Genomic DNA, 19,312 nt, shown 5'->3' on the forward strand with positions numbered 1-19,312 from the left:
CCGCTCGTCCTGCGCACGTTGCACATGTTGCGCATGTTGCGCGTGCGTCCGCGAGGCGTCTTTCGCCTCTGCGGGGCCGCCGCGGTGTACCTCGGGGCCGGCTCATTCCGGGCCGGCACGCCGTCTGGGATCTCTCAACCCTTGCCGCCACCACGCTATGACGACAACTACCTACCGCTATGTCTTCCTGGGGCTCTCCATCACGTCTTCGTGGGGCAACGGCCACGCCACGACGTACAGAGCTCTCCTCCGGGCGCTCGCGTCGCGCGGCCACCGGGTGCTCTTTCTGGAGCGGAACCTCCCCATCTACGATCAGCACCGCGACCTGCCCAACCCGCCTTACGGCACGACCGAGCAGTACTCGAGCATTACCGAGCTCCGCGATAGATTCTCACGCGCCGTGCGCGAAGCCGATCTCGTGATCGTCGGCTCCTTCGTACCGGAAGGGGCGACGGTCGGGGCGTGGATCACCGAAGAGGCCCGCGGAAAGGCCGCTTTCTACGATCTGGACACGCCCGTCACGCTCGGCCGGCTGGCGCACGGGGATCACGCGTACCTGACGCCGGCGCTGATCCCGCGGTATGATCTCTATCTGTCGGCGACGGGGGGCCCGACGCTGGAGCGGCTGGAGCGCAGCCACGGCGCGGTGCGCGCGCGGGCGCTCTACTGCTCGGCGGACACGGACGTGTACCATCCCCAGCCGGCGCCGATGCGCTGGGATCTCGGCTACCTCGGGACCTACAGCGACGACCGGCAGGCGGCCGTCGAGCGGCTCCTCCTCGAGCCGGCGCGGCGCATGCGCCGCGGGCGCTTCGGGGTGGCGGGCGCGCAGTACCCGACGTCGCTCGCGTGGCCGGAGAACGTCTCCCGGACGGAGCACCTCCCGCCGGACGAGCACCGCATCTTCTACAACTCCCAGCGCTTCACGCTGAACCTGACCCGCCGTGCGATGGTGGAGTCCGGGTGGTCGCCAAGCGCGCGCCTGTTCGAGGCGGCCGCGTGCGGGACCCCTGTCCTGAGCGACACCTGGCCGGGTATCGAGACGTTCTTCCAGCCCGGCGAGGAGATCCTGCTCGTGCGCTCGCCGGAGGACGTGCTCCGGAAGCTGAGGGAGATGAAGGAGGACAAGCGCCTGACGGTGGGCCAGCGGGCGAGGCAGCGCGTCTTCGCCGAGCACACAGCGATGCACCGGGCCGAGGCGTTCGAGCGCTACACCCGCGAGGTGCTCGAGGCCGCCAGCCGGACGCGCGCGCGCCGCGAGCGCGACGGGCAGCTCACGGCGGCGCAGGTCGACAGCCAGAGCGGCTGACGCTCTGGCCTGGCCGCCCGCCTGCTCCCCTTGCCGCTGGGGGCGGCGCGCAGTAGGCCAGGCAGGTGCGCTCCACACCGCTTCACCCCGTCGCCCGGCTGCCTGAAGAGTGGTCGGCCTCGCTGGCTGCCCGCGGAGAGCGGTCGTTCACGGCGAAGCAGGTATTCCACTGGATCCATCGCCGCGGCGTCCTCGATCCGGCCGCGATGACGAACCTCCCGGCGCGGCTGCGCGAGCACCTCGCCGCGGAGGGGCTGGGCGAGGTGCTGACGCCCGAGCGGGTTCATCGCTCCGAGGACGGCACGCGCAAGCTGCTCCTGCGCCTCCGCGACGGCGCGACCATCGAGACGGTCCTGCTCCCGTCGGTGTCGGGCCCCGGCTCGCAGACGCAGCTCGACGCCGACGCGGCGGCTGCCGACGACGAGGACGACGATGCGGCCGCCGAGGCGGACGCCGCGCCGCGCGTCCGCGTCACCCAGTGCATCTCGACGCAGGTCGGCTGCGCCATGGGGTGCAGCTTCTGCGCGAGCGGCGTGGCGGGGCTCAAGCGCCACCTCGGGGCCGAGGAGATCGCGGGCCAGGTGCTCCTCGGGCGGGCGATGCTCGACGAGGGCGAGGAGCTCCGCAACGTCGTGTACATGGGCATGGGCGAGCCGCTCCACAACTACGAGGCGACCGCTCGCTCGCTGCGCCTGCTGACGCACCCGGAAGGGATCAACCTCTCGACGCGGCGGGTCACGGTGTCCACGTCGGGCCTCGTGCCCGAGATCGCGCGGCTCGGCGCGGATTTTGGCGGGCAGATCGCGCTCGCGATATCGCTGCACGCCGCGGACGACGAGACCCGCTCGGCGCTGATGCCCATCAACCGCAAGCACCCGCTCGACGAGCTGCTCGCGGCGCTGCGCGCTTACCCGCTGCCGCGGCGCCGCCGCATCACCATCGAATACACGCTCGTCGCCGGGCAGAACGACGATCCCGCCGAGGCGCGGCGGCTGGCGAAGCTGCTGCGCGGGCTCCCGGTGAAGATCAACCTCATCCCGATGAACCCGATCGAGGCCTCCTCGCTGGGTCCGCCGGCCCAGGAGCGCGTGGCGGCCTTCCAGGAGGTGCTCACCCAGGCGGGATACTCCTGCTTCGTTCGCCGCCGGCGCGGCGATGACGTCTCGGCGGCCTGCGGGCAGCTCGTGCTGCTCGGGGCCAAGCCGAAGGTGCGGCGGGCGCTGGGCTGATCGCGCGCGCAGCCTCCCGGGAGCGCGCGAGCGAGCGCCGCCTGCAGCGGGCGTCTTGACGCGCCGCCGCGCGGGGGCGTAGCTGTCGGCCGTGTTGAAGAAGATCCTCGTCGCCAACCGTGGAGAGATCGCCTGCCGCGTCCTCCGGACCTGCAAACGGCTCGGGATCGCGACGGTCGCCGTCTATTCCGACGCGGACGCGAGCGCGCCGCACGTCGCGATGGCCGACGAGGCGGTGCGCATCGGGCCGCCGCCGGTCCGGGACAGCTACCTGGTCATCCATGCGATCGTCGAGGCGGCCCGCGCGACGGGCGCCGACGGCATCCATCCCGGGTACGGGCTGCTCAGCGAGAACCAGGCGTTCGCCGAGGCCGTCGTCGAGGCCGGCGTCACGTTCATCGGGCCGCCGCCCGCGGTGCTCCACGCCTTCGGCGACAAGATCCTCGCGCGGGATCACGCGCGCGGGGCCGGCGTGTTCCCGCCGCCGGGCACGGGCGGACCGGTCGACCCCGCCGACGTCGAGGCCGCCCAGCGCGCCGCCGAGAGCATCGGCTTCCCGCTGCTCGTCAAGGCCGCGGGCGGCGGCGGCGGCATCGGCATGCAGATCGTCACCGATCCGGGCAAGCTGTCGCGCGCCCTCACCGCGTGCTCCGACCGCGGCCGCGCGGCGTTCGGGGACCCGCGCGTGTACATGGAGCGGTACATCGAGCGCCCGCGCCACATCGAGGTGCAGGTGCTCTGCGACGGCCGGGGCGGCGCCGTCGCGCTCGGCGAGCGCGAGTGCAGCGCGCAGCGCCGGCACCAGAAGATCGTCGAGGAGACCCCGTCGCCGGCCGCGTTCTTCCAGGGAGCAGCGGGCGAGGCCCGGCGGAAAGAGCTCCACGAGAGCGCCCTCCGGGTCGTGACCGCCGCCGGCTACGTCGGCGCTGGCACCGTCGAGTTCGTCGCGGCGGAGAGCGGCGAGCTCTTCTTCCTGGAGGTCAACGCGCGGCTCCAGGTCGAGCACTGCGTCACGGAGATGTGCACCGGGCTCGACCTTGTCGAGCACCAGATCCGCATCGCGTCGGGCGAGCCGCTCGCGCCGGAGGTCCTGGGCCACACCTACCGCGGGCACGCCATCGAGGCGCGCCTCTACGCGGAGGATCCGGCGAAGAAGTTCGCCCCCCAGCCCGGCCGCGTCACGGCGCTCCGCTGGCCGGACGCGGGCGACGACCTGCGGATCGAGACCGGCGTCGCCGAGGGGCTCGAGGTGACGCCGTTCTACGACCCGCTGCTCGCCAAGATCGTCGCTCACGGCCCGACCCGCGACGAGGCGATCGCCCGCCTCGACCGGGCGCTCGCCGAGACGACGATCGAGCTCACCGGTCCGGCCGGGCCCGCCGCGACCAACCTCGCGTTCCTCCGCCAGATCCTGCAGGACGGCGATTTCCGCGGCGGGCAGTACGACACGCGCTTCGCCGAGGCGCTCGCCGCCGGCAAGAAGCCCGGATGACGCCCGGCCGAGCAGGCTGAGCGGGCTGAGCGGTCCGAGCTGGCCGGGAGCCGCCGGCGACGTCGGCGCCGGGCCGGGCGGGCCACCGCGCGTCGTTCGCCGCCCGCGCCGCCGCCGCGCTGAATCGCGCGTGGTCGTGGTGCAAACCACGGCCCGCATGAACTAAATACCAGGGGTGAGCCACGACTTCGTCCTAGAGCCCGCCGAACGCTGGCTTGCCCACGACCCCGATCCGGAGACCCAGAGCGAGCTGCGCCGGCTCATCGACGCGGCCAGGGCGGGCGAGGACGGCGTCCGCGCCGAGCTCGCCGAGCGCTTCGCCGGTCCTCTGGAGTTCGGCACCGCGGGCATCCGCGGCGTGCTCGGGGCCGGCGAGAGCCGGATGAACCGCGCCGTCATCCTCCGCACGACCGCGGGCCTCGCCCGTCACCTCCTCGAAGCGATCGGCGACAAGGCGCGGAGCGCCGGCGTCGTCATCGGCTACGACGGCCGCCGGATGAGCCGCGAGTTCGCGGAGGACACCGCCTGCGCCCTCGCCGCCGCGGGCATCCCGAGCCACCTCTCGCCCATCCCCTGCCCCACGCCGATCGCCGCGTTCGCTGTCGGCCACCTCGGCGCGGCCGCGGGCGTGATGGTGACGGCGAGCCACAACCCGCCCGAGTACAACGGCTTCAAGGTGTACTGGGACAACGGCGCGCAGATCATCCCACCCCACGACACAAGCATCGCCACGGCGATCGACGCCTCACCGCCGGCGGATCAGGTCCCCCGCATGCCCCTCGACGAGGCGAGGAGGCTCGGGCTCGTGCGCGACTTCCCCGAGGCGCTGGAGCGGGACTACCTCGGCGCGATCCGCGGCCTCGCGGTGCGGAGCGACGGGGATCGCGACCTCTGCATCGTCTACACGCCGCTTCACGGCGTCGGCGACCGCCTGGTCCACCGGGCGCTCGGCGAGGCCGGCTTCACGCGCGTGGCGAGCGTGCCCGAGCAGGCCGAGCCGGACGGCGCGTTCCCCACGGTCGCGTTCCCGAATCCCGAGGAGAAGGGCGCCATGGACCTGGCGTTCGCCCTCGCGAAGCAGGAGGGCGCCGACCTCGTCCTCGCCAACGATCCCGACGTCGACCGGCTCGCCGTGGCGGTGAGGCGCCCGGACGGCGAGTACGAGCAGCTCACGGGCAACCAGGTCGGCGTGCTCCTCGGCCATTACCTGCTCACCGAGGGGCGGGCGCAGGGCGAGGACGGGCGCCGGCTCGTGCTGGCCTCCTGCGTCTCGACCCCGATGCTCGGCGTGATCGCCGCGGCGCTCGGGGTTCATTACGAGGAGACGCTGACCGGGTTCAAGTGGATCGCCAACCGGGCGATGGACATCGAGCGCTCGACCGGCGCCCGCTTCGTGTTCGGCTTCGAGGAGGCGCTCGGCTACACCGTCGGCCCGGTCGTGCGCGACAAGGACGGCATCAGCGCCGCGGCGCTGGTCGCCGAGCTCGCGGCGGTGCGCAAGGCCGAGGGCAGGACGCTGCTCGACGAGCTCCAGGCGATCACCCGCAAGTACGGCCTCTACATGAGCGGGCAGCGCTCGTACACCCTGCGCGGCGTCGACGGCCTCGAGAAGATCGCCGCGATCATGGCCGCGCTGAGGAAGAGCCCGCCGGCCGCGATCGGCGGCGTCCCCGTGGTGGCGTGGCGCGATTTCGAGGCGCGCACGCGCACCACGAGCGACGGCCTTGTCGAGCCGCTCGTGCTGCCTCCGAGCAACGTGCTCGTGTACGAGCTCGACGGCGGGAGCCGGCTCATCGCCCGCCCGAGCGGCACGGAGCCGAAGATCAAGTTCTACTTCGACGTGCGCGAGGAGGTCGCCGCGGACGAGCCGCTGGGCGACGCCGAGGCCCGCGCGACGGCGCGGCTCGACGCCCTGGCCCGGGCGTTCTCCGGCCTCGCCGGCATCGGCTGAGGGGGAGCGGTCCCGTCAGCCGCCCGGGCTGCGGAAGGCGGCGCGGCCGACGAAGAACGGGCCCATCTGGCTGATGAACTCCGAGGTCTGGCGGGTCTTCCGCATCGTCTGCACGATGTGGGAGAGCGGGTGGAGCTCCTTGCCGACGAGCCCGATCACGAACTCGTTGTCGCGGGCGTCGAGGCCGTGGCACGCGAGGCGGATGTCGTGGGCCAGGTCCTGGGCGCCATAGGCCCTGCCGATGGTGCCGTGCTCGCGCAGGATGCTCCCTTGCTCGCGCCCCTCGAGCTTGGAGAACGCGCCGCTGCGGCGGAGCGGATACCACACGGCCCACGGCCAGGCGGGGTTCGAGACGGTCTCCGCCGGGCGCCGGAGCAGCCAGAAATCGAGGTCCTGCTCGTAGCCGGTCGAGTACGTGCGCCCCAGCATCGTGAAATCCGGGCGAAGCTCCAGGGCCCGGAGCTCGTTGCGGTTGAGCGCCGGGCGGACGGTCTGGACGAAGAAGGCGGGGTCCTCCGCCCATGTGAGCACAGCGATCCCGCGCGGATCGTTGATGTCTTCGTAGACGACCGCGCCGACGCGCTGGGACGAGAGCGCCTGGCCGGCTGCGCGGATCAGCTCTGCCGGATCGGCGTCGTCGCGGCAACGGAACACGAGCAGCTGCATGAACAGCCGGCGGTCGATGACCTGCGGCTGGCCGTCGCGCGGCGCCCCCCGCTCGGCGACGTCGATGTGCGGCAGCTCGGGCTCCGCGTGGCCGGCGGCGGGCCGGCCCGTGGTGGGTTCGCTCATGGGCGTAGGGGTACCGAGGTTCGCGGAGGACGGCAACTGCCAGGCGCAGCACCTCCGCAGGCGACGCGCAGCCCCCGCCGCGAGCGCCCGTCGCCGCTGCGAGCCCCCGTCACCGCCACGAGCGCCCGTCGACGGCCACGACGCCACGACGACGACGAGCGCGGCACGAAATCACGTAATGCGCATTACACCATTGCGTGTGTTGACGCCTGCGGCGGTCGCCTGGGGTCTGGCGTCTCGGGTCGAAAGGAGAGCTGGACAACCGGCGTGATCTTGCCCAGGGCCACGTCGGCTCGTGTCGTACGGCTGCTCCCACGTAATCATCTCTTGCCATCGAGCCCGACTCACGCTCCCCTGCGAGGTACAACCACGACTCCTGAAGTTGCCCCGACGATGTGCTCCTGGGCAGGGTTTCCCGCCCGGGGGCACGTGCGCCACGCCCGCGATCGGGCTCAGCTTCGCCAGGGCCTTCCCGCCGCAGGTTCGCCGCGATGAAGACGCACGAGACGAAGACCAAGACCTCGATCCCCGCCGGCAGATGCAAAGGAACGTTGCTGGTCAACCTCCGGTCGTTCGTCACGACGAACCGCGACGCCGGTGCGTGGGAGCGCCTGGTGACGTCGCTGCCCAAGTCAGACCGGGACGTACTCTATCAGCCGCTGCTGGTGAGCAGCTGGTATCCGATCGGCGTCTGGAACCGGGCCCTGCGAACGCACGTGCGGACTGCGAGCGACCAGGCCGCCGAGATCAAGCGGTTTGCCCGCTACGTCGCGGATCGCGACCTCAATACGGTGTTGAAGTTCGCGCTCTCGATCGCGATGCCCGACACGATCGTCGCCCGGACTGGAATGTTCTGGTCGCGCTACTTCGACTCCGGGAAGGTCTTCCCGCGCATGGTGAAGCCGCGGGAATGGGTGCTGACCATCACAGGCCCGACCGGCGACGACGAGGGCCCCTCCGCGATGAACTGCGGAGAAGGTGTCTGCGGCTGGGTGGAGCAGGCGCTCCTCCTGTGCGGCGCGTCCACCCCAAAGGTAACCCACCAGCGGTGCCGGTTCCGCGGCGCGACCGAGTGCCTCTCCGAGGTCGTATGGTGAGCGACCTGAGCGAGATCGGCCCTCTTGTCGTTGCGGCGGCGCCCGCGTTTGTCTATTGACTTGCTCCTTCCCCCTGATCCAGACTGGATGCAGGCGGGACACATGTACACGAAGCCTCTCATCGTGAGGTCGTCGTGCTGGCCCTCTCTTCTCTCGTGCTCGGGGGTCAGCATCGTGCCTGCGCCGCGGATTGTCTCCTGACGGCCGCTGGCCGGTCAGCTTGAGGTGATTCGGTGGGGTAGAGACCGGCGGGCAGCCACGAGGGAGATTGACCCAGAAACCCTCCAGGTAATTTCATGCTGTCACCTCGCTCGCAGCGTCACAAGGAAGTCAAGGACAGCCTTAAGGCGACGCCGCACCCGGTCTGGATCGACGACATGCTCGAGTCCCTGGCCGACCAGTGGAAGGCCGCGGTCTACACGCCGCCGATCGCGCGAACGCTGACGGAGCCGATCGATCACGAGACCTGGAGCGTGCTCCTCCGGGAGTTCTTCTGTGTGGTCGAGGCGTTCCCGAAGTACATGGGGCTCAGCCTTGCCAAGACGACGTACGGCCAGTCACCGCGCGACTTCCTGGTGCGCGACTGGCTCATCGGCAACATCCGGGTCGAGGCGTTGCACGTGCGCTGGTACCTCGACTGGGCGGCGGGGCACGGGATCAGCACCGCGGAGATCACGAGCCACCGCCCGAGCCCGGAGGTGGCGTCGCTCTTCGACTGGCTCTGGTCGATCTCCTACCGCGGCTCGCTCGCGGAGGCGGTCGGCGCCGTGAACTACGCGATCGAGGGGATCACCGGCGAGTGGTCTCGCGTGGTGCTGCCGGCCTTCACGAAGCTCTATGGCGAGGGGAGCAAGTCGCTGACGTGGCTCGCGGCGCACGCGAACTACGATGACGCGCACCCACGCGAGGCGCTCGAGATCGTCAAGCTCGCGACCACCTCTGGCGAGGAGATGCGCCGGGTGCAGTCGAGCATCAGCCGCTCCCTCGAGCTGTTCGAGCGCGCCTTCAAGGCCGTCAGCGTCCCGAGCCGCGGCGGCAGCTGACGCGGCCCCCCCGCGCCAGCGCCCCGCCGCTGCGCCGGACCTCGACGGAGATACGAGATCTCCGAAGAAACCTCATAGACCCCAAGGCGAGCGCCACACGGCGACGGCGCGTGACGGCGAAAACCGCCGGGATTCCTACCCAGCAGCACCACGCAGCACGCGAGAAACGGACTGGCGCGAGGAGAGAAACCTCGGAAATGCCGAGATCGCCAGTCGCTCTCCTCCCCTTCTCTTGGCCTCTTCAGTCCCCCGGGGCAGAGCGGCGGTCACCCGCACAGGAGACGGGCCCAGATCGGCGTTTTCGGCGCGCAGGCGCACTCCGGTGCGCTGAGCACCGAAAACGCCGAGATGGGCCCGTATCCGCAGCGGGTGACCGCCGCTCAGCGGCCGTAGACGGCTTTGCGGACCTTTTTCTTGAGATCGTCGAGCACGAAGGGCTTCGTGATGTAATGGCGAGCGCCCGCCTGGATGCCGGCGATGACGTCCATCGGATCCGACTTGGCGGTCAGGAAGATGATCGGCACCCGGCGCGTCGGCTCGTGCTCGCGGAGCCGCTTCGTCATGCTCACCCCGTCGAGCTTCGGCATCATGATGTCCACGATCACCAGATCGGGACGCGGCTCCTGCTGGGCCAGCGCGAGCCCATCGAGCCCGTTCGTCGCGACCACGGTGTCGAACTCGTCGCCGAGGAACCGGGCGATCATCGCCGCCGTGTCCTGCTCGTCCTCCACCACCAGGATTCTCTTCTTCGTCGCGGTCACCATCGGCGCCGGGAAAGATAGCGCGGAGCGGACGATGCGGGCGGTGTGCCGGGATTTTTTTCCGAAGAACGTTGGAAACACATCGATTTATTCACCGACAGCGCAAGCGCCGTCTGCGCCGGAGGCGCTCAGCGACGAGGGCCTTCGACGCACGCAGCCCCGAAAGCATCTCGGGAGAGAACGCCCGGGACCAAACGAGGTCGCGCGTCCGGAGGCGGGAGGCGGAGGTGGCGTGAAGGGATCAGGTCGCGCCGGCGGCGGCGCGCTCGAGGAGCGAGGCGAGGCGATCGAGCGGCATCGGCTCCACGAACGTGCTGCCGATGTCCCGCATCAGCACCGTCCGGACCGACGAGCCCCGGCGCTTCTTGTCGAGCGACAGGAAGCGCAGCGCGGCGGAGACCGGCTCGTCCTCGATCCGGGTCGGCAGGCCGAGCCGCGCGAGCAGGCGGGTCGCCCGGTCGGCCGCCTCGCGGTCGGTCACGCCGAGCGCGCAGCCGACGCGGAACATGGCCACCATGCCGAGCGCCACCGCCTCGCCGTGGGCGAGCCGGACGAACCCGCCCTCGGCCTCGAGGGCGTGCCCGAGCGTGTGGCCGAGGTTCAGGAGGGCGCGGTCGCCCGACTCGCGCTCATCGCGGGAAACGATGGCCGCCTTCACGGCGATCGAGCGGCGGATGACCTCGGCGAGCACGCCGAGGTCGCGCGCGAGGACGCGGTCGGCCTCACGCTCGAGCAGCGTGAGCAGCTCCGGATCGCCGATGCAGGCCGACTTCACCACCTCCGCGAACCCGCTCCGGTAGGCGCGGTCGGTCTCGGTGGCGAGCGCCGCCGGGCTCGCGACGACCGCGGACGGCTGGTGGAACGTTCCGACGGCGTTCTTCGCGGGTCCGAGGTCGACCCCGGTCTTGCCGCCGACCGAGGCGTCGACCATCGAGAGGAGCGTGGTCGGCGCCGCGACCCAGCGGACGCCCCGGAGCAGCGTGGACGCAGCGAAGCCGCCGATGTCGGTCACCACGCCCCCGCCGTGCGCGAGCACCACCGCGCCGCGGTCGGCGCCGGCGTCGATCATCGCCGTCAGCGCCGCCTCGACGGCCGCGAGCCGCTTGTGCTCCTCGCCGGGCTTGAGCACCGTGACGGCGGCGGCCGGCGTCCCCTGCGCCGCGAGCGCGGCGAGCAGCGGCGCGCCCCAGAGGCGGCTCACGTTCTCGTCCGTGATGACGAAGACGGACGTCGGCGCGAGCGCGGCGATGGCGTCCGCCGTGGACGCCGCTCCGTCGGAGGCGATGCGCACCGCGTAGCTCTTGTCGCCGAGCGGCACGAAGAGCGGGCGATCCGCGTAGGCGCGGAGGACCCGCGCCGCGACGTCCGCGGGGGAGACGCCGTCGGTCACGACGCGCGCGTGGGCATCGGCATAGACGGGGGCGCGCGCGGCCAGGAGCTCGCGGATGCGCGCCTCGCGATCCGGCGCGCCGTCGAGGAGCGGGCGGTTGCCGTTCGGCGTGCGCGCGGCGATCGTGCGCGGGGTGGCGGTGAGCGCGACGACGCAGCCGCGCTCGAGCGCCTCGGCGCGGAGCGCGGGATCGACGAGGGCGCCGCCGCCGAGGGCGATGATGCGCGGGCCGCGCGCCGCGAGGAGCCGGCGCAGGGTCGCCGCCTCCAGCGCGCGGAAGCCAGCCTCGCCGCGCGTGGCGAAGAGCGACGGGACGCTCTCGCCGGCCTCCTCGACGATGGCGTCGTCGAGATCGAGGAACGGGAGCCTCGTGCGCGCGGCGGCGATGCGGCCAACGGTGGACTTGCCTGCCCCCATGAAGCCGGTGAGCAGGAGCGGAGGTGCGTCGGGAGGGAATTCCATGGCCTTCAGTAAGAGCGGACCTGCTGGAGGTAGCTGTCGACGTTGCGCGAGAGCTCGGTGAGGCTGTCGCCGCCGAATTTCTCGAGCAGGGCGGCGGCGAGCGTGATCGCGACCATCGCCTCCCCGACGACGGAGGCGGCCGCGACGGCGCAGACGTCGCTGCGCTCGAAGGCGGCGTCGAACTGCTCCTTGGTGCGCACGTCGACCGAGGGGAGCGCGCGCTTGAGCGTCGCGATCGGCTTCATGGCGGCGCGGCAGATGAGCGGCATGCCGTTCGTGATGCCGCCCTCGAGGCCGCCGGCGCGGTTCGACGGGCGGGTGAAGGCGTGCGCCCCCTGATCGTAGGCGATGGGGTCGTGCACCTCGGAGCCCGAGATGCGCGCGGCCTCGAAGCCGATGCCGATCTCGACGCCCTTGATCGCCTGGATGCTCATCAGCGCCTGCGCGAGCCGGCCGTCGAGCTTGCGGTCCCACTGCACGTGGCTCCCGAGCCCGGGCGGCAGGCCCGTGGCGATCACCTCGAAGACGCCGCCGAGCGTGTCGCCCCGGTGCGCCGCCTCGCGGATGGCGTCGCGCATCGCCTGCGCGGCAGCGGCGTCGACGCACGCGAGATCCGAGGCGCGGGCGCGCTCCCGGAGCTCGGCGAGCGGGAGCTCACCCCCGCCCGAGGCGGCGGAGGTCGGCGACGACACCGGGCCGATCGACAGGACGTGGGCGAAGACCTCGACGCCGACGGACCGGAGGAGCTTGCGGCAGACGCCGCCCACCGCGACGCGCGCCGCGGTCTCGCGCGCGCTCGCCCGCTCGAGCACGTCGCGCAGGTCCCGCCGGGCGTACTTCAGGCCGCCGGCCAGATCCGCGTGGCCGGGGCGCGGGCGGGTCAGCGCCTCGGGCGGCTCGGGGAACGGCTCGGGGCCCATCCGCCCGGCCCAGCTCGCGTGATCGCGGTTCTCGATCACCATGGCGATGGGGCCGCCGAGCGTCTCGCCGCCGCGCACGCCGGCGACGAGGCGGACGCGATCGGTCTCGATCTTCATCCGCCCGCCGCGCCCGTAGCCGCGCTGCCGCCGCGCCAGATCCTCGTCGATGTCCTCGGCAAGGAGCGGCATGCCCGCCGGAATACCCTCGACGGTCGCCACGAGCTCCGGCCCGTGCGACTCGCCGGCCGAAAGCCACCTGAGCTGCGTCATCGTGTGGAAAACCTCCTCTGCGCCCGGAGCCCCGAGCGAAGCTTGCTGCGTATTACAGGTCGATCTGCTCCACGTCGACGCTTTGGGCGGAAAAATTGGAAGAATGGCCAGCGGCGTCCCCGCCGACCTGGGTCGGGGAGCGGACAGCATCGCCAACCTGGGTCGAGGCGTGGGCAGCGCCGTCCGCGACGACCGGCTCCCCGAGGAACCTGGCCGCCACGGTGGCGAAGCTCTTCGGCAGATCCGTGACGAGGAGCGAGAGAGCGCCCGGCGTGCTCCGGGAGGTCGCGAGCCCCCGCTCGGCGAGGAACGAGGCCACTTCCTCCGCGGTCGCCGACGCGCTGTCCACGATCGGGAGGGGGCCGCCGGCGAGCGATGCCGTCTCGGCCTCGATCGCGGCGCGGAGCAGCGGGAAGTGCGTGCACCCGAGCACGATCGAGCGGGCTCCCGCGCCGATGAGCGGCTCCAGGTACCGCCGCGCGACGAGCCGCGGGACCTCGCCTTCGACCCATCCCTCCTCCGCCAGCGAGACGAGCAGCGGGGCCGCCTGGCCGGCGACCTCGGTGCGGGTGCTGAGCGACGCCACGGCGCGGGGATAGGCGCCGGACGCGATGGTCCCGGCCGTCCCGAGCACGCCGATCGTCGCGCCGCGCGACGCGGCGACGGCGGCGCGGGCGCCGGGCAGGATGACCCCGAGGACGGGCAGATCCAGCTCGACCCGGAGCATGTCGATCGCGACGGCGCTCACCGTGTTGCACGCGACAACGATCGCCTTGACGCCGCGGCCGATGAGCACGCGCGCGCAGCCGAGCGCGTAGCGGACCACCGTCTCCGGCGACCGCGTGCCGTACGGGACGCGCGCCGTGTCGCCCAGGTAGACGATGTCCTCGGCCGGGCAGCGCCTGCGCAGCGCGCGCACGACCGTAAGGCCGCCGAGGCCCGAGTCGAACACGCCGAGCGGCGCGTCGCCGTGGGACGTCACGGCTCCTCGATGCGGAACAGGTGCACCGGCTCGCGGAGGAACTGCTCGCGCGCGATCGCGTCCAGCGCGTTCCGCACGAGCCCTTCCCGCGCGTCGTGCGTGATGAGCACGACGTCCACCGCGGGCTGAGGAGCGGGCGCCGCGCCCGAGCTCGAGTTCGTCGGCCCCTGCTGCACGATCTGCTCGATGCTGACGCCCGCGTCGCCGAGCGCGCCGGCGAGGCGCCCCATGACGCCCGGGCGGTCCTCGACCGCGAAGCGCAGGTAGTACCGGGAGACGATCTCGCCGAGCGGGCGGACCGCGCGGGGCTTGATCGACATGCCGCGGCCCTGCATGCCCGCGACGCCCGACGCGATCGAGCGCGCGACGTCGAGGATGTCGGAGACGACGCTGACCGCGGTCGGCAGGTCGCCGGCGCCGCGGCCGTAGACGAGCGACGGGCCGACGGCGCGCCCCTCGAGCAGCACGGCGTTGAGCACGCCGGAGACGTTGGCGAGCACGCTCTCCTTCGGGATCAGCGTGGGGTGCACGCGCAGCTCGATGGAATCGCCGAGGTCACGGCCGATCGCGAGGTGCTTGATGGTGTAGCCGAACCGATCGGCGTAGCGGTGATCGGCCTCCTCGATGGTCCGGATCCCGGAGGTGTGCACGTCGGCGCTGTCGACCTGCGCTCCGAAGGCGAGCATCGCCAGGACGATCAGCTTGTGCGCCGCGTCGTGGCCGTCGACGTCGAGCGACGGGTCGGCCTCGGCGTAGCCGAGCGTCTGCGCCTCGCGCAGCGCGGCGTCGAACGACGCGCCCGTGTCGCGCATGCGCGTGAGGATGTAGTTGCAGGTGCCGTTCAGGATCGCGGTGACGCGCTCGACCCAGTCGCTGGCGAACGCGTCCCGGAGCGTCCGGATGATCGGGATGCCGCCGCCGACCGCCCCCTCGAACGCGAGATCGACCTGGCGCGCCGAGGCGCGCGCGAGGAGCGCGGGGCCGTGGGCGGCGAGCAGCAGCTTGTTCGCGGTGACCACGCCCTTGCCGCGGTCGATGGCGCGCTCGATCAGCGCGCGCGCGGGCGTCTCGCCGCCCATCACCTCGACGACGACGTCGATCGTGGGGTCGTCGACCACCTCCTCGGGGTTCGTGGTGAGCAGGCCGCGATCCAGGGCGGCGACGCGCTCCTTCTCGAGGTCGCGCACGACCACGCGCTTCACGACGAGGGGGACGCCTGCGCGCTCCGCCAGGTAACCGGAGTTCTCGGCCAGGAGGCGCAGGACGCCGCCGCCGACCGTCCCGCAGCCGAGGAGCCCGATCTGGATCGGGGCGCCCCCGCGAAGGCGCCTGCGATCGCTGGCGGAGTGGGGTTCAGGGTTCAAGTTCAAGGGCGGACCGCCTTCCGTCTTCATGCGCGCGGAGCTTAGCGCTTCTCGCGCCGAGAGGTGACGCCTATGCTGCGCTGGCCATGACGGAAAAGGGCGTTCTGGGCGACGAGTTCAGGTTCCACGTCGGCGAGGACGGGGGCGCCACGGAACGGGGGCCGCTGCTCCCGCTGCGCGTTCTCGTCGTCGCCGATCTCACCCCGCGCGATCCGCACAACGCCGGCGCGAGCCCGCCCTCGGGCGCGATCCGCGTCGACGCGGGCCGCTTCGATAACCTCTTCACGATGCTCCGGCCACGGCTCGCGATCGAGGTGCCGAGCGTGCTCGCGGCGGGCCGGGCGGTGCGCGTCGACCTCGCGCCCGCCGGGCTGAAGAGCTTCCGGCCCGACGCGCTGTGCGCCGAGGTGCCGCTGCTGCGCTCGCTGCTCGACGGCCGCCGGGTCCTGGATCGGCTGCGCGACGGCTCGGCCACGCTCGACCAGGCGCGCGCCGAGCTCGATCGGCTCTGGGGCGGCTCCCCGCTGGTGCGCGACATCCTGGGCCTCCTCCCGGAGCGCCGGGACGCGTCGCCCGGCCGGTCCGCGGCGCCCGTCGCGGACCGGCCCGCGCCCGGCTCGGACGTGGACGCGCTGCTCTCGATGATCGACCTCGGCGGGGGCGAGGGCGCCGAGGCGGCGCCCCCACCGGCGACGCCGGGCAGCCTCGACGAGAAGCCGGCGGAGGGAGGGCGGTTCTCGGAGCTCATCGCGACCGTGGCGGCGAGCGCCCGCCCGCGCGCGGGCCAGCCCGCTCGGCCCGCGGAGGCGATCGCGCAGATCGAGCGCGCGATCGGCGCGCAGCTCGGCGCGATCCTGCAGCACCCCGAGGTGCGGCGCCTCGAGGAGGCGTGGCGCGGGCTGAGCCTGCTCGTGGAGCGCGCGAAGGGGGCGGAGGGCGTCCGGTTCGACGTCGTGAGCGCGCGGCCCGACGAGGCGGCCTCCGCGCTCGCGCGGGTGCTCGCGCAGACGGCGAGCTCCGAGCCGCCGGCGTCGGTCGCCATCGTGGACGTCGCGATCGACGGCAGCGCCGCGTCGCTCGCGCGGCTCGAGGAGATCGCGCGCGTCGCCGAGGCGCACGCGCTCCCCGCCGTGGTGAACGGCGACGCGCGCCTGCTCGGGGTCGACGATCTCGGCGGCGTCGAGCGGCTCGACAACAAGGCCGCGCTGTTCCGGGCGCCGCACCGCGCGCCGTGGCGCTCCGCTGCAGCGCGGCATGGCGCGCGGTGGGTCGCGATCGCGATGAACCGCGTGCTCGGCCGGACGCCGTACGACCGGTCGACCTCCCGGATCCGGGAAGCGGCGATCGCCGAGCAGCCCGGCGATGAGGGCGGCCGCGTCTGGATCTCGCCGGCGTACGTCGTCGGCGCGCTGATCGCGGGGAGCTTCCGCGAGACGGCGTGGCCCTGCCGCGTGACGGGCGCGAAGGGCGGCGGGACGCTCGGGGACCTGCCGGTGCACGAGGTCAAGGGCGCCTACGAGGGCGACGAGGGCGTCGCGATCCCGACCGAGGCGTTCGTGTCGACGGACACCCAGCGCGAGCTCTCGAAGAGCGGCGTGCTCCTGCTCGCGTCGGCCCCGAACAGCGACGCGGTGTATGTCCTCGCCGCGCCGACGGCCTACGTCCCGCCGGAGAAGCTCACGTATGACAGCCCCACGGCCGAGCCGGAGGAGCGCCTCGAGCGCGTCTCGCTCGTCGATCAGCTCTTCGTCGCGCGCGTCGTCCAGTTCCTGCGCGCGCTCTGCTCGAAGCTGCCCCCGGAGAGCGACCCGGCGGAGGTCCAGCCGGTCGTCGAGGGCGCTCTCTGGGCGCTGTTCGAGAACGCGCCGCCTGCCAGCGTCGAGCTCACCGTGAAGGCCGCCCGCGGCGAGGGCGGCGCGCAGATCGCGGTCACGGTGCGCCCGCGCCGCTTCCTCGGCGTAGGGCTCGACGAGGTGTCGCTCGAGATGCCGCTCGGCTGAGCCCACAGCGCCGGATTGACGCCGCCCGGCGCGCGGGGGAGGATCGCCGGCATGCGGCTCCGCGTTGCGATCCTCCTCGCAGTCCTGAGCACCCTCGTGACCACGTGCCAGCGGCCGGCGGCCCCGCAGGCGCCGGCGTCCGACTGCGGCTGCCGCAAGAAGTAGCCCGCCGCCCATCGCGGCGACGACGGGCCACGTCGCGCGGCTCCGGGCGCACGGCATTGTGATGCGCGTCGAGCGCCTCTCGCGAAGACGCGAGGACCGGTGCGTGAGCGGTGCTCTCTCTCACACGCGCCGCGGAGCGGCCACCCGCCAGCGGGGGGCGGCGCGTCGATACGGCCTCTCCGCGCCGGCCGCATCGGAGGTCCTGCTTTGATGGCGACGAAGAGCGCAGGAGTGATCGTCGCTTTCACCTCGACGGAGCGCGGCGAGTTGCGTAGTTGCGCAGCTGCTCAGTCGGGCCGTAGCGCGTCGCGCGCGATGTGCGCAGCGCGCGCAACGCGCGTTGACCGCCTCATCACGAAGCGAGCATTGCGCCGGCCTTGCAATCCGCAGGGACGGCCCGAGGATTGCAATCCTGGCGGCTTCATGAAGCCTTGCACCCAGCAGGACATCCGCTCGAGTCGCCCGTTCGCCGGCCGCAGGGCGGTGGTGATCGGTGGGAGCATCGGGGGCCTGGTCGCAGCTCGCGTGCTCGCCGACCATTTCGGCGAGGTGGCCGTCGTCGAGCGCGACGCCATCCCGGATGACCTCCGCGAGGCCCGCAAGGGCGTGCCCCAGGCTCGCCAGCTCCACGGGCTGCTCGCCCAGGGAGAGCGTATCCTGAACGACCTGTTCCCCGGCTTCACCGGGGAGTTGCTCCAGGACGGAGCCATCGCGTACGACTTCGGGCTCGGCCTGGCCTGGCACCACCACGGCGCCTGGAAGCCGCGCTTCGAGACGGGGGTGCGGACCGTGTGCATGACCCGTCCGCTGCTGGAGGCGCACGTGCGCCGCCGCGCGTTCGCGCTGCCCAGGGTGCGGCGCCTCGACCAGCGCGAGGTGGTGGAGCTCTCGGCGTCTCCCGATCGCTCCCGGATCACGGGCGTCGTGGTCCGGCAACGCGACGAGGGCGGCCGGATCGAGCGGCTGCCGGCGGAGCTCGTGGTGGACGCCAGCGGGCGCGGCTCGCGCGCGCCGGCGTGGCTCGAGGCGCTCGGCTACCGGCGGCCCGACGAGTCGACCATCCAGGTCCGGGTGGGGTATGCCAGCCGGCAGTACCGGCCGCGGGATCCGGCGCAGCTCCCGTGGAAGTCGCTGTACGTCCTCGGCTCGCCGTCCGACAGCCGGCGGTTCGGTTGCATTGCGCCGATCGAGGGTGGGCGCTGGATCGTGGTGCTGGCGGGCCTTTTCGGCGATCACCCGCCCGCCGATCCCGAGGGCTTCCTGGAGTTCGCCCGGGGCCTGCCCAACGACGCGCTCTACCGGGCGCTGCTCGGGGCCGAGCCGGTGACGGACGTCGCCGTCTCCAAGTTCCCGGCGCACCTCCGGCGGCACTACGAGCGCATGGCGCGGATGCCCGAGGGGCTCGCCGTGCTTGGCGACGCGCTCGCCAGCTTCAACCCCGTTTACGGCCAGGGGATGACGTCGGCCTGCCTCCAGGCGCTGGCGCTCGACGCCGTGCTCAAGGAGCAGCGCAGCCGCGCGGGGCGCGGCGCGATGTCGGGCCTCGGCCGCCGTTACCACGCGGCCGCGGCGAAGGCGGTCGACCTGCCGTGGCGGATGTCCACGGGGGAAGACCTCGCCTACCCCGAGACCATGGGCCGGCGGCCGTTCCTCCAGCCGATCATGCGCTGGTACACGGGGATGCTGCACCGGGCCGCGCAGGTCGATCGCGAGGTCTACGTGCGCTTCGTGCGCGCGTTGCACATGCTCGACGGGCCGGAGGCGCTCCTGGATCCTCGCCTGATCCTGCGCGTGCTGCGCGCGGGGCGGTCCCCGTCGCTGCCCGAGGTGGCCGCGGCCGGCGCGGCCCACCGACGGCGGCCCGAAGACGCCTGAACAGCTGAGCCCGCCGCTTCGCTCCGGCGCGCGACGTCGGCGACGGCTTCGCACCGCGCGAGGGCCGGTGTCGGCAGGACGAACGCGCCGTGATGCCGTGTCGACAGGCCTCCTCCGTCGGAAGGCCGCCCGGCGCGGCGACGGGGCGTTGCCTGGTCGTCGTGTTCTGGTAAGAAGTGCGCGCCTTTACCCACGACGGATCGGCTCGCG

14 protein-coding genes are annotated in these 19,312 nt (G+C 72.7%); 8 read left to right on the forward strand and 6 right to left on the reverse strand.

The features are described 5' to 3' along the window. Nucleotides 1-157: 157 nt before the first annotated feature. The 4 genes from WMF14_RS26815 to WMF14_RS26830 all read left to right on the forward strand — a co-directional run bounded on the left by WMF14_RS26815 (nucleotide 158) and on the right by WMF14_RS26830 (nucleotide 5,981). A complete protein-coding gene (locus WMF14_RS26815; protein ID WP_272093726.1) occupies nucleotides 158-1,309 on the forward strand; it encodes a CgeB family protein in 1,152 nt (383 codons plus the stop codon). Between the two features lie 65 nt (nucleotides 1,310-1,374). Continuing rightward, on the forward strand, nucleotides 1,375-2,538 hold the full coding sequence (gene rlmN / locus WMF14_RS26820) for a 23S rRNA (adenine(2503)-C(2))-methyltransferase RlmN (protein ID WP_437790582.1): 1,164 nt from the start codon (nucleotides 1,375-1,377) through the stop codon (nucleotides 2,536-2,538). Nucleotides 2,539-2,629: 91 nt separating this feature from the next. Further along, entirely contained in the window at nucleotides 2,630-4,030 is a 1,401-nt protein-coding gene (locus WMF14_RS26825) for an acetyl-CoA carboxylase biotin carboxylase subunit (protein WP_437790584.1), read from the forward strand. A 175-nt stretch (nucleotides 4,031-4,205) separates the two neighbouring features. Beyond that, nucleotides 4,206-5,981: a phospho-sugar mutase gene (locus WMF14_RS26830; RefSeq protein WP_437790586.1), complete on the forward strand. Its 1,776-nt coding sequence runs from the start codon at nucleotides 4,206-4,208 to the stop codon at nucleotides 5,979-5,981. A gap of 15 nt (nucleotides 5,982-5,996) precedes the next feature. Here WMF14_RS26830 and WMF14_RS26835 read toward each other — a convergent pair whose 3' ends face one another. Next, complete coding sequence (locus WMF14_RS26835) at nucleotides 5,997-6,773, reverse strand: chlorite dismutase family protein (RefSeq protein WP_437790588.1); 777 nt, start codon at nucleotides 6,771-6,773, stop codon at nucleotides 5,997-5,999. 491 nt (nucleotides 6,774-7,264) lie between these two features. Between WMF14_RS26835 and WMF14_RS26840 the strand changes: the two genes are divergently transcribed. Both WMF14_RS26840 and WMF14_RS26845 read left to right on the forward strand, forming a co-directional pair. Beyond that, a complete protein-coding gene (locus WMF14_RS26840) occupies nucleotides 7,265-7,870 on the forward strand; it encodes a hypothetical protein (RefSeq protein ID WP_272093731.1) in 606 nt (201 codons plus the stop codon). Between the two features lie 296 nt (nucleotides 7,871-8,166). Continuing rightward, nucleotides 8,167-8,913 carry a TenA family transcriptional regulator gene (locus WMF14_RS26845; protein ID WP_272093732.1) on the forward strand — a complete coding sequence of 249 codons (747 nt, stop codon included), beginning with the start codon at nucleotides 8,167-8,169 and terminating at the stop codon, nucleotides 8,911-8,913. A gap of 380 nt (nucleotides 8,914-9,293) precedes the next feature. Here WMF14_RS26845 and WMF14_RS26850 read toward each other — a convergent pair whose 3' ends face one another. The 5 genes from WMF14_RS26850 to WMF14_RS26870 all read right to left on the reverse strand — a co-directional run bounded on the left by WMF14_RS26850 (nucleotide 9,294) and on the right by WMF14_RS26870 (nucleotide 15,092). Then, complete coding sequence (locus tag WMF14_RS26850; RefSeq protein WP_272093733.1) at nucleotides 9,294-9,677, reverse strand: response regulator transcription factor; 384 nt, start codon at nucleotides 9,675-9,677, stop codon at nucleotides 9,294-9,296. A 238-nt stretch (nucleotides 9,678-9,915) separates the two neighbouring features. After that, nucleotides 9,916-11,526 carry a 3-dehydroquinate synthase gene (gene aroB, locus WMF14_RS26855; RefSeq protein WP_437790590.1) on the reverse strand — a complete coding sequence of 537 codons (1,611 nt, stop codon included), beginning with the start codon at nucleotides 11,524-11,526 and terminating at the stop codon, nucleotides 9,916-9,918. Between the two features lie 5 nt (nucleotides 11,527-11,531). After that, nucleotides 11,532-12,716 carry a chorismate synthase gene (gene aroC / locus WMF14_RS26860; RefSeq protein WP_272093735.1) on the reverse strand — a complete coding sequence of 395 codons (1,185 nt, stop codon included), beginning with the start codon at nucleotides 12,714-12,716 and terminating at the stop codon, nucleotides 11,532-11,534. A 52-nt stretch (nucleotides 12,717-12,768) separates the two neighbouring features. After that, nucleotides 12,769-13,698, reverse strand: a complete 930-nt coding sequence (murI, locus tag WMF14_RS26865; protein WP_437790592.1) for a glutamate racemase — start codon at nucleotides 13,696-13,698, stop codon at nucleotides 12,769-12,771. Then, on the reverse strand, nucleotides 13,695-15,092 hold the full coding sequence (locus tag WMF14_RS26870) for a homoserine dehydrogenase (protein ID WP_437790594.1): 1,398 nt from the start codon (nucleotides 15,090-15,092) through the stop codon (nucleotides 13,695-13,697). Before WMF14_RS26870 ends, murI begins: the two co-directional genes overlap by 4 nt. A 56-nt stretch (nucleotides 15,093-15,148) precedes the next feature. Between WMF14_RS26870 and WMF14_RS26875 the strand changes: the two genes are divergently transcribed. Next, nucleotides 15,149-17,062, forward strand: a complete 1,914-nt coding sequence (locus WMF14_RS26875) for a type VI secretion system contractile sheath domain-containing protein (RefSeq protein ID WP_437790596.1) — start codon at nucleotides 15,149-15,151, stop codon at nucleotides 17,060-17,062. A gap of 588 nt (nucleotides 17,063-17,650) precedes the next feature. Then, nucleotides 17,651-19,102, forward strand: coding sequence for an NAD(P)/FAD-dependent oxidoreductase (locus tag WMF14_RS26880; protein ID WP_437790598.1), 1,452 nt, complete (start codon nucleotides 17,651-17,653; stop codon nucleotides 19,100-19,102). The last annotated feature ends 210 nt before the right edge of the window (nucleotides 19,103-19,312 follow it).

This window comes from Sorangium sp. So ce693 (assembly GCF_051521375.1).
In the GTDB taxonomy this organism is placed as follows: domain Bacteria; phylum Myxococcota_A; class Polyangia; order Polyangiales; family Polyangiaceae; genus Sorangium; species Sorangium atrum.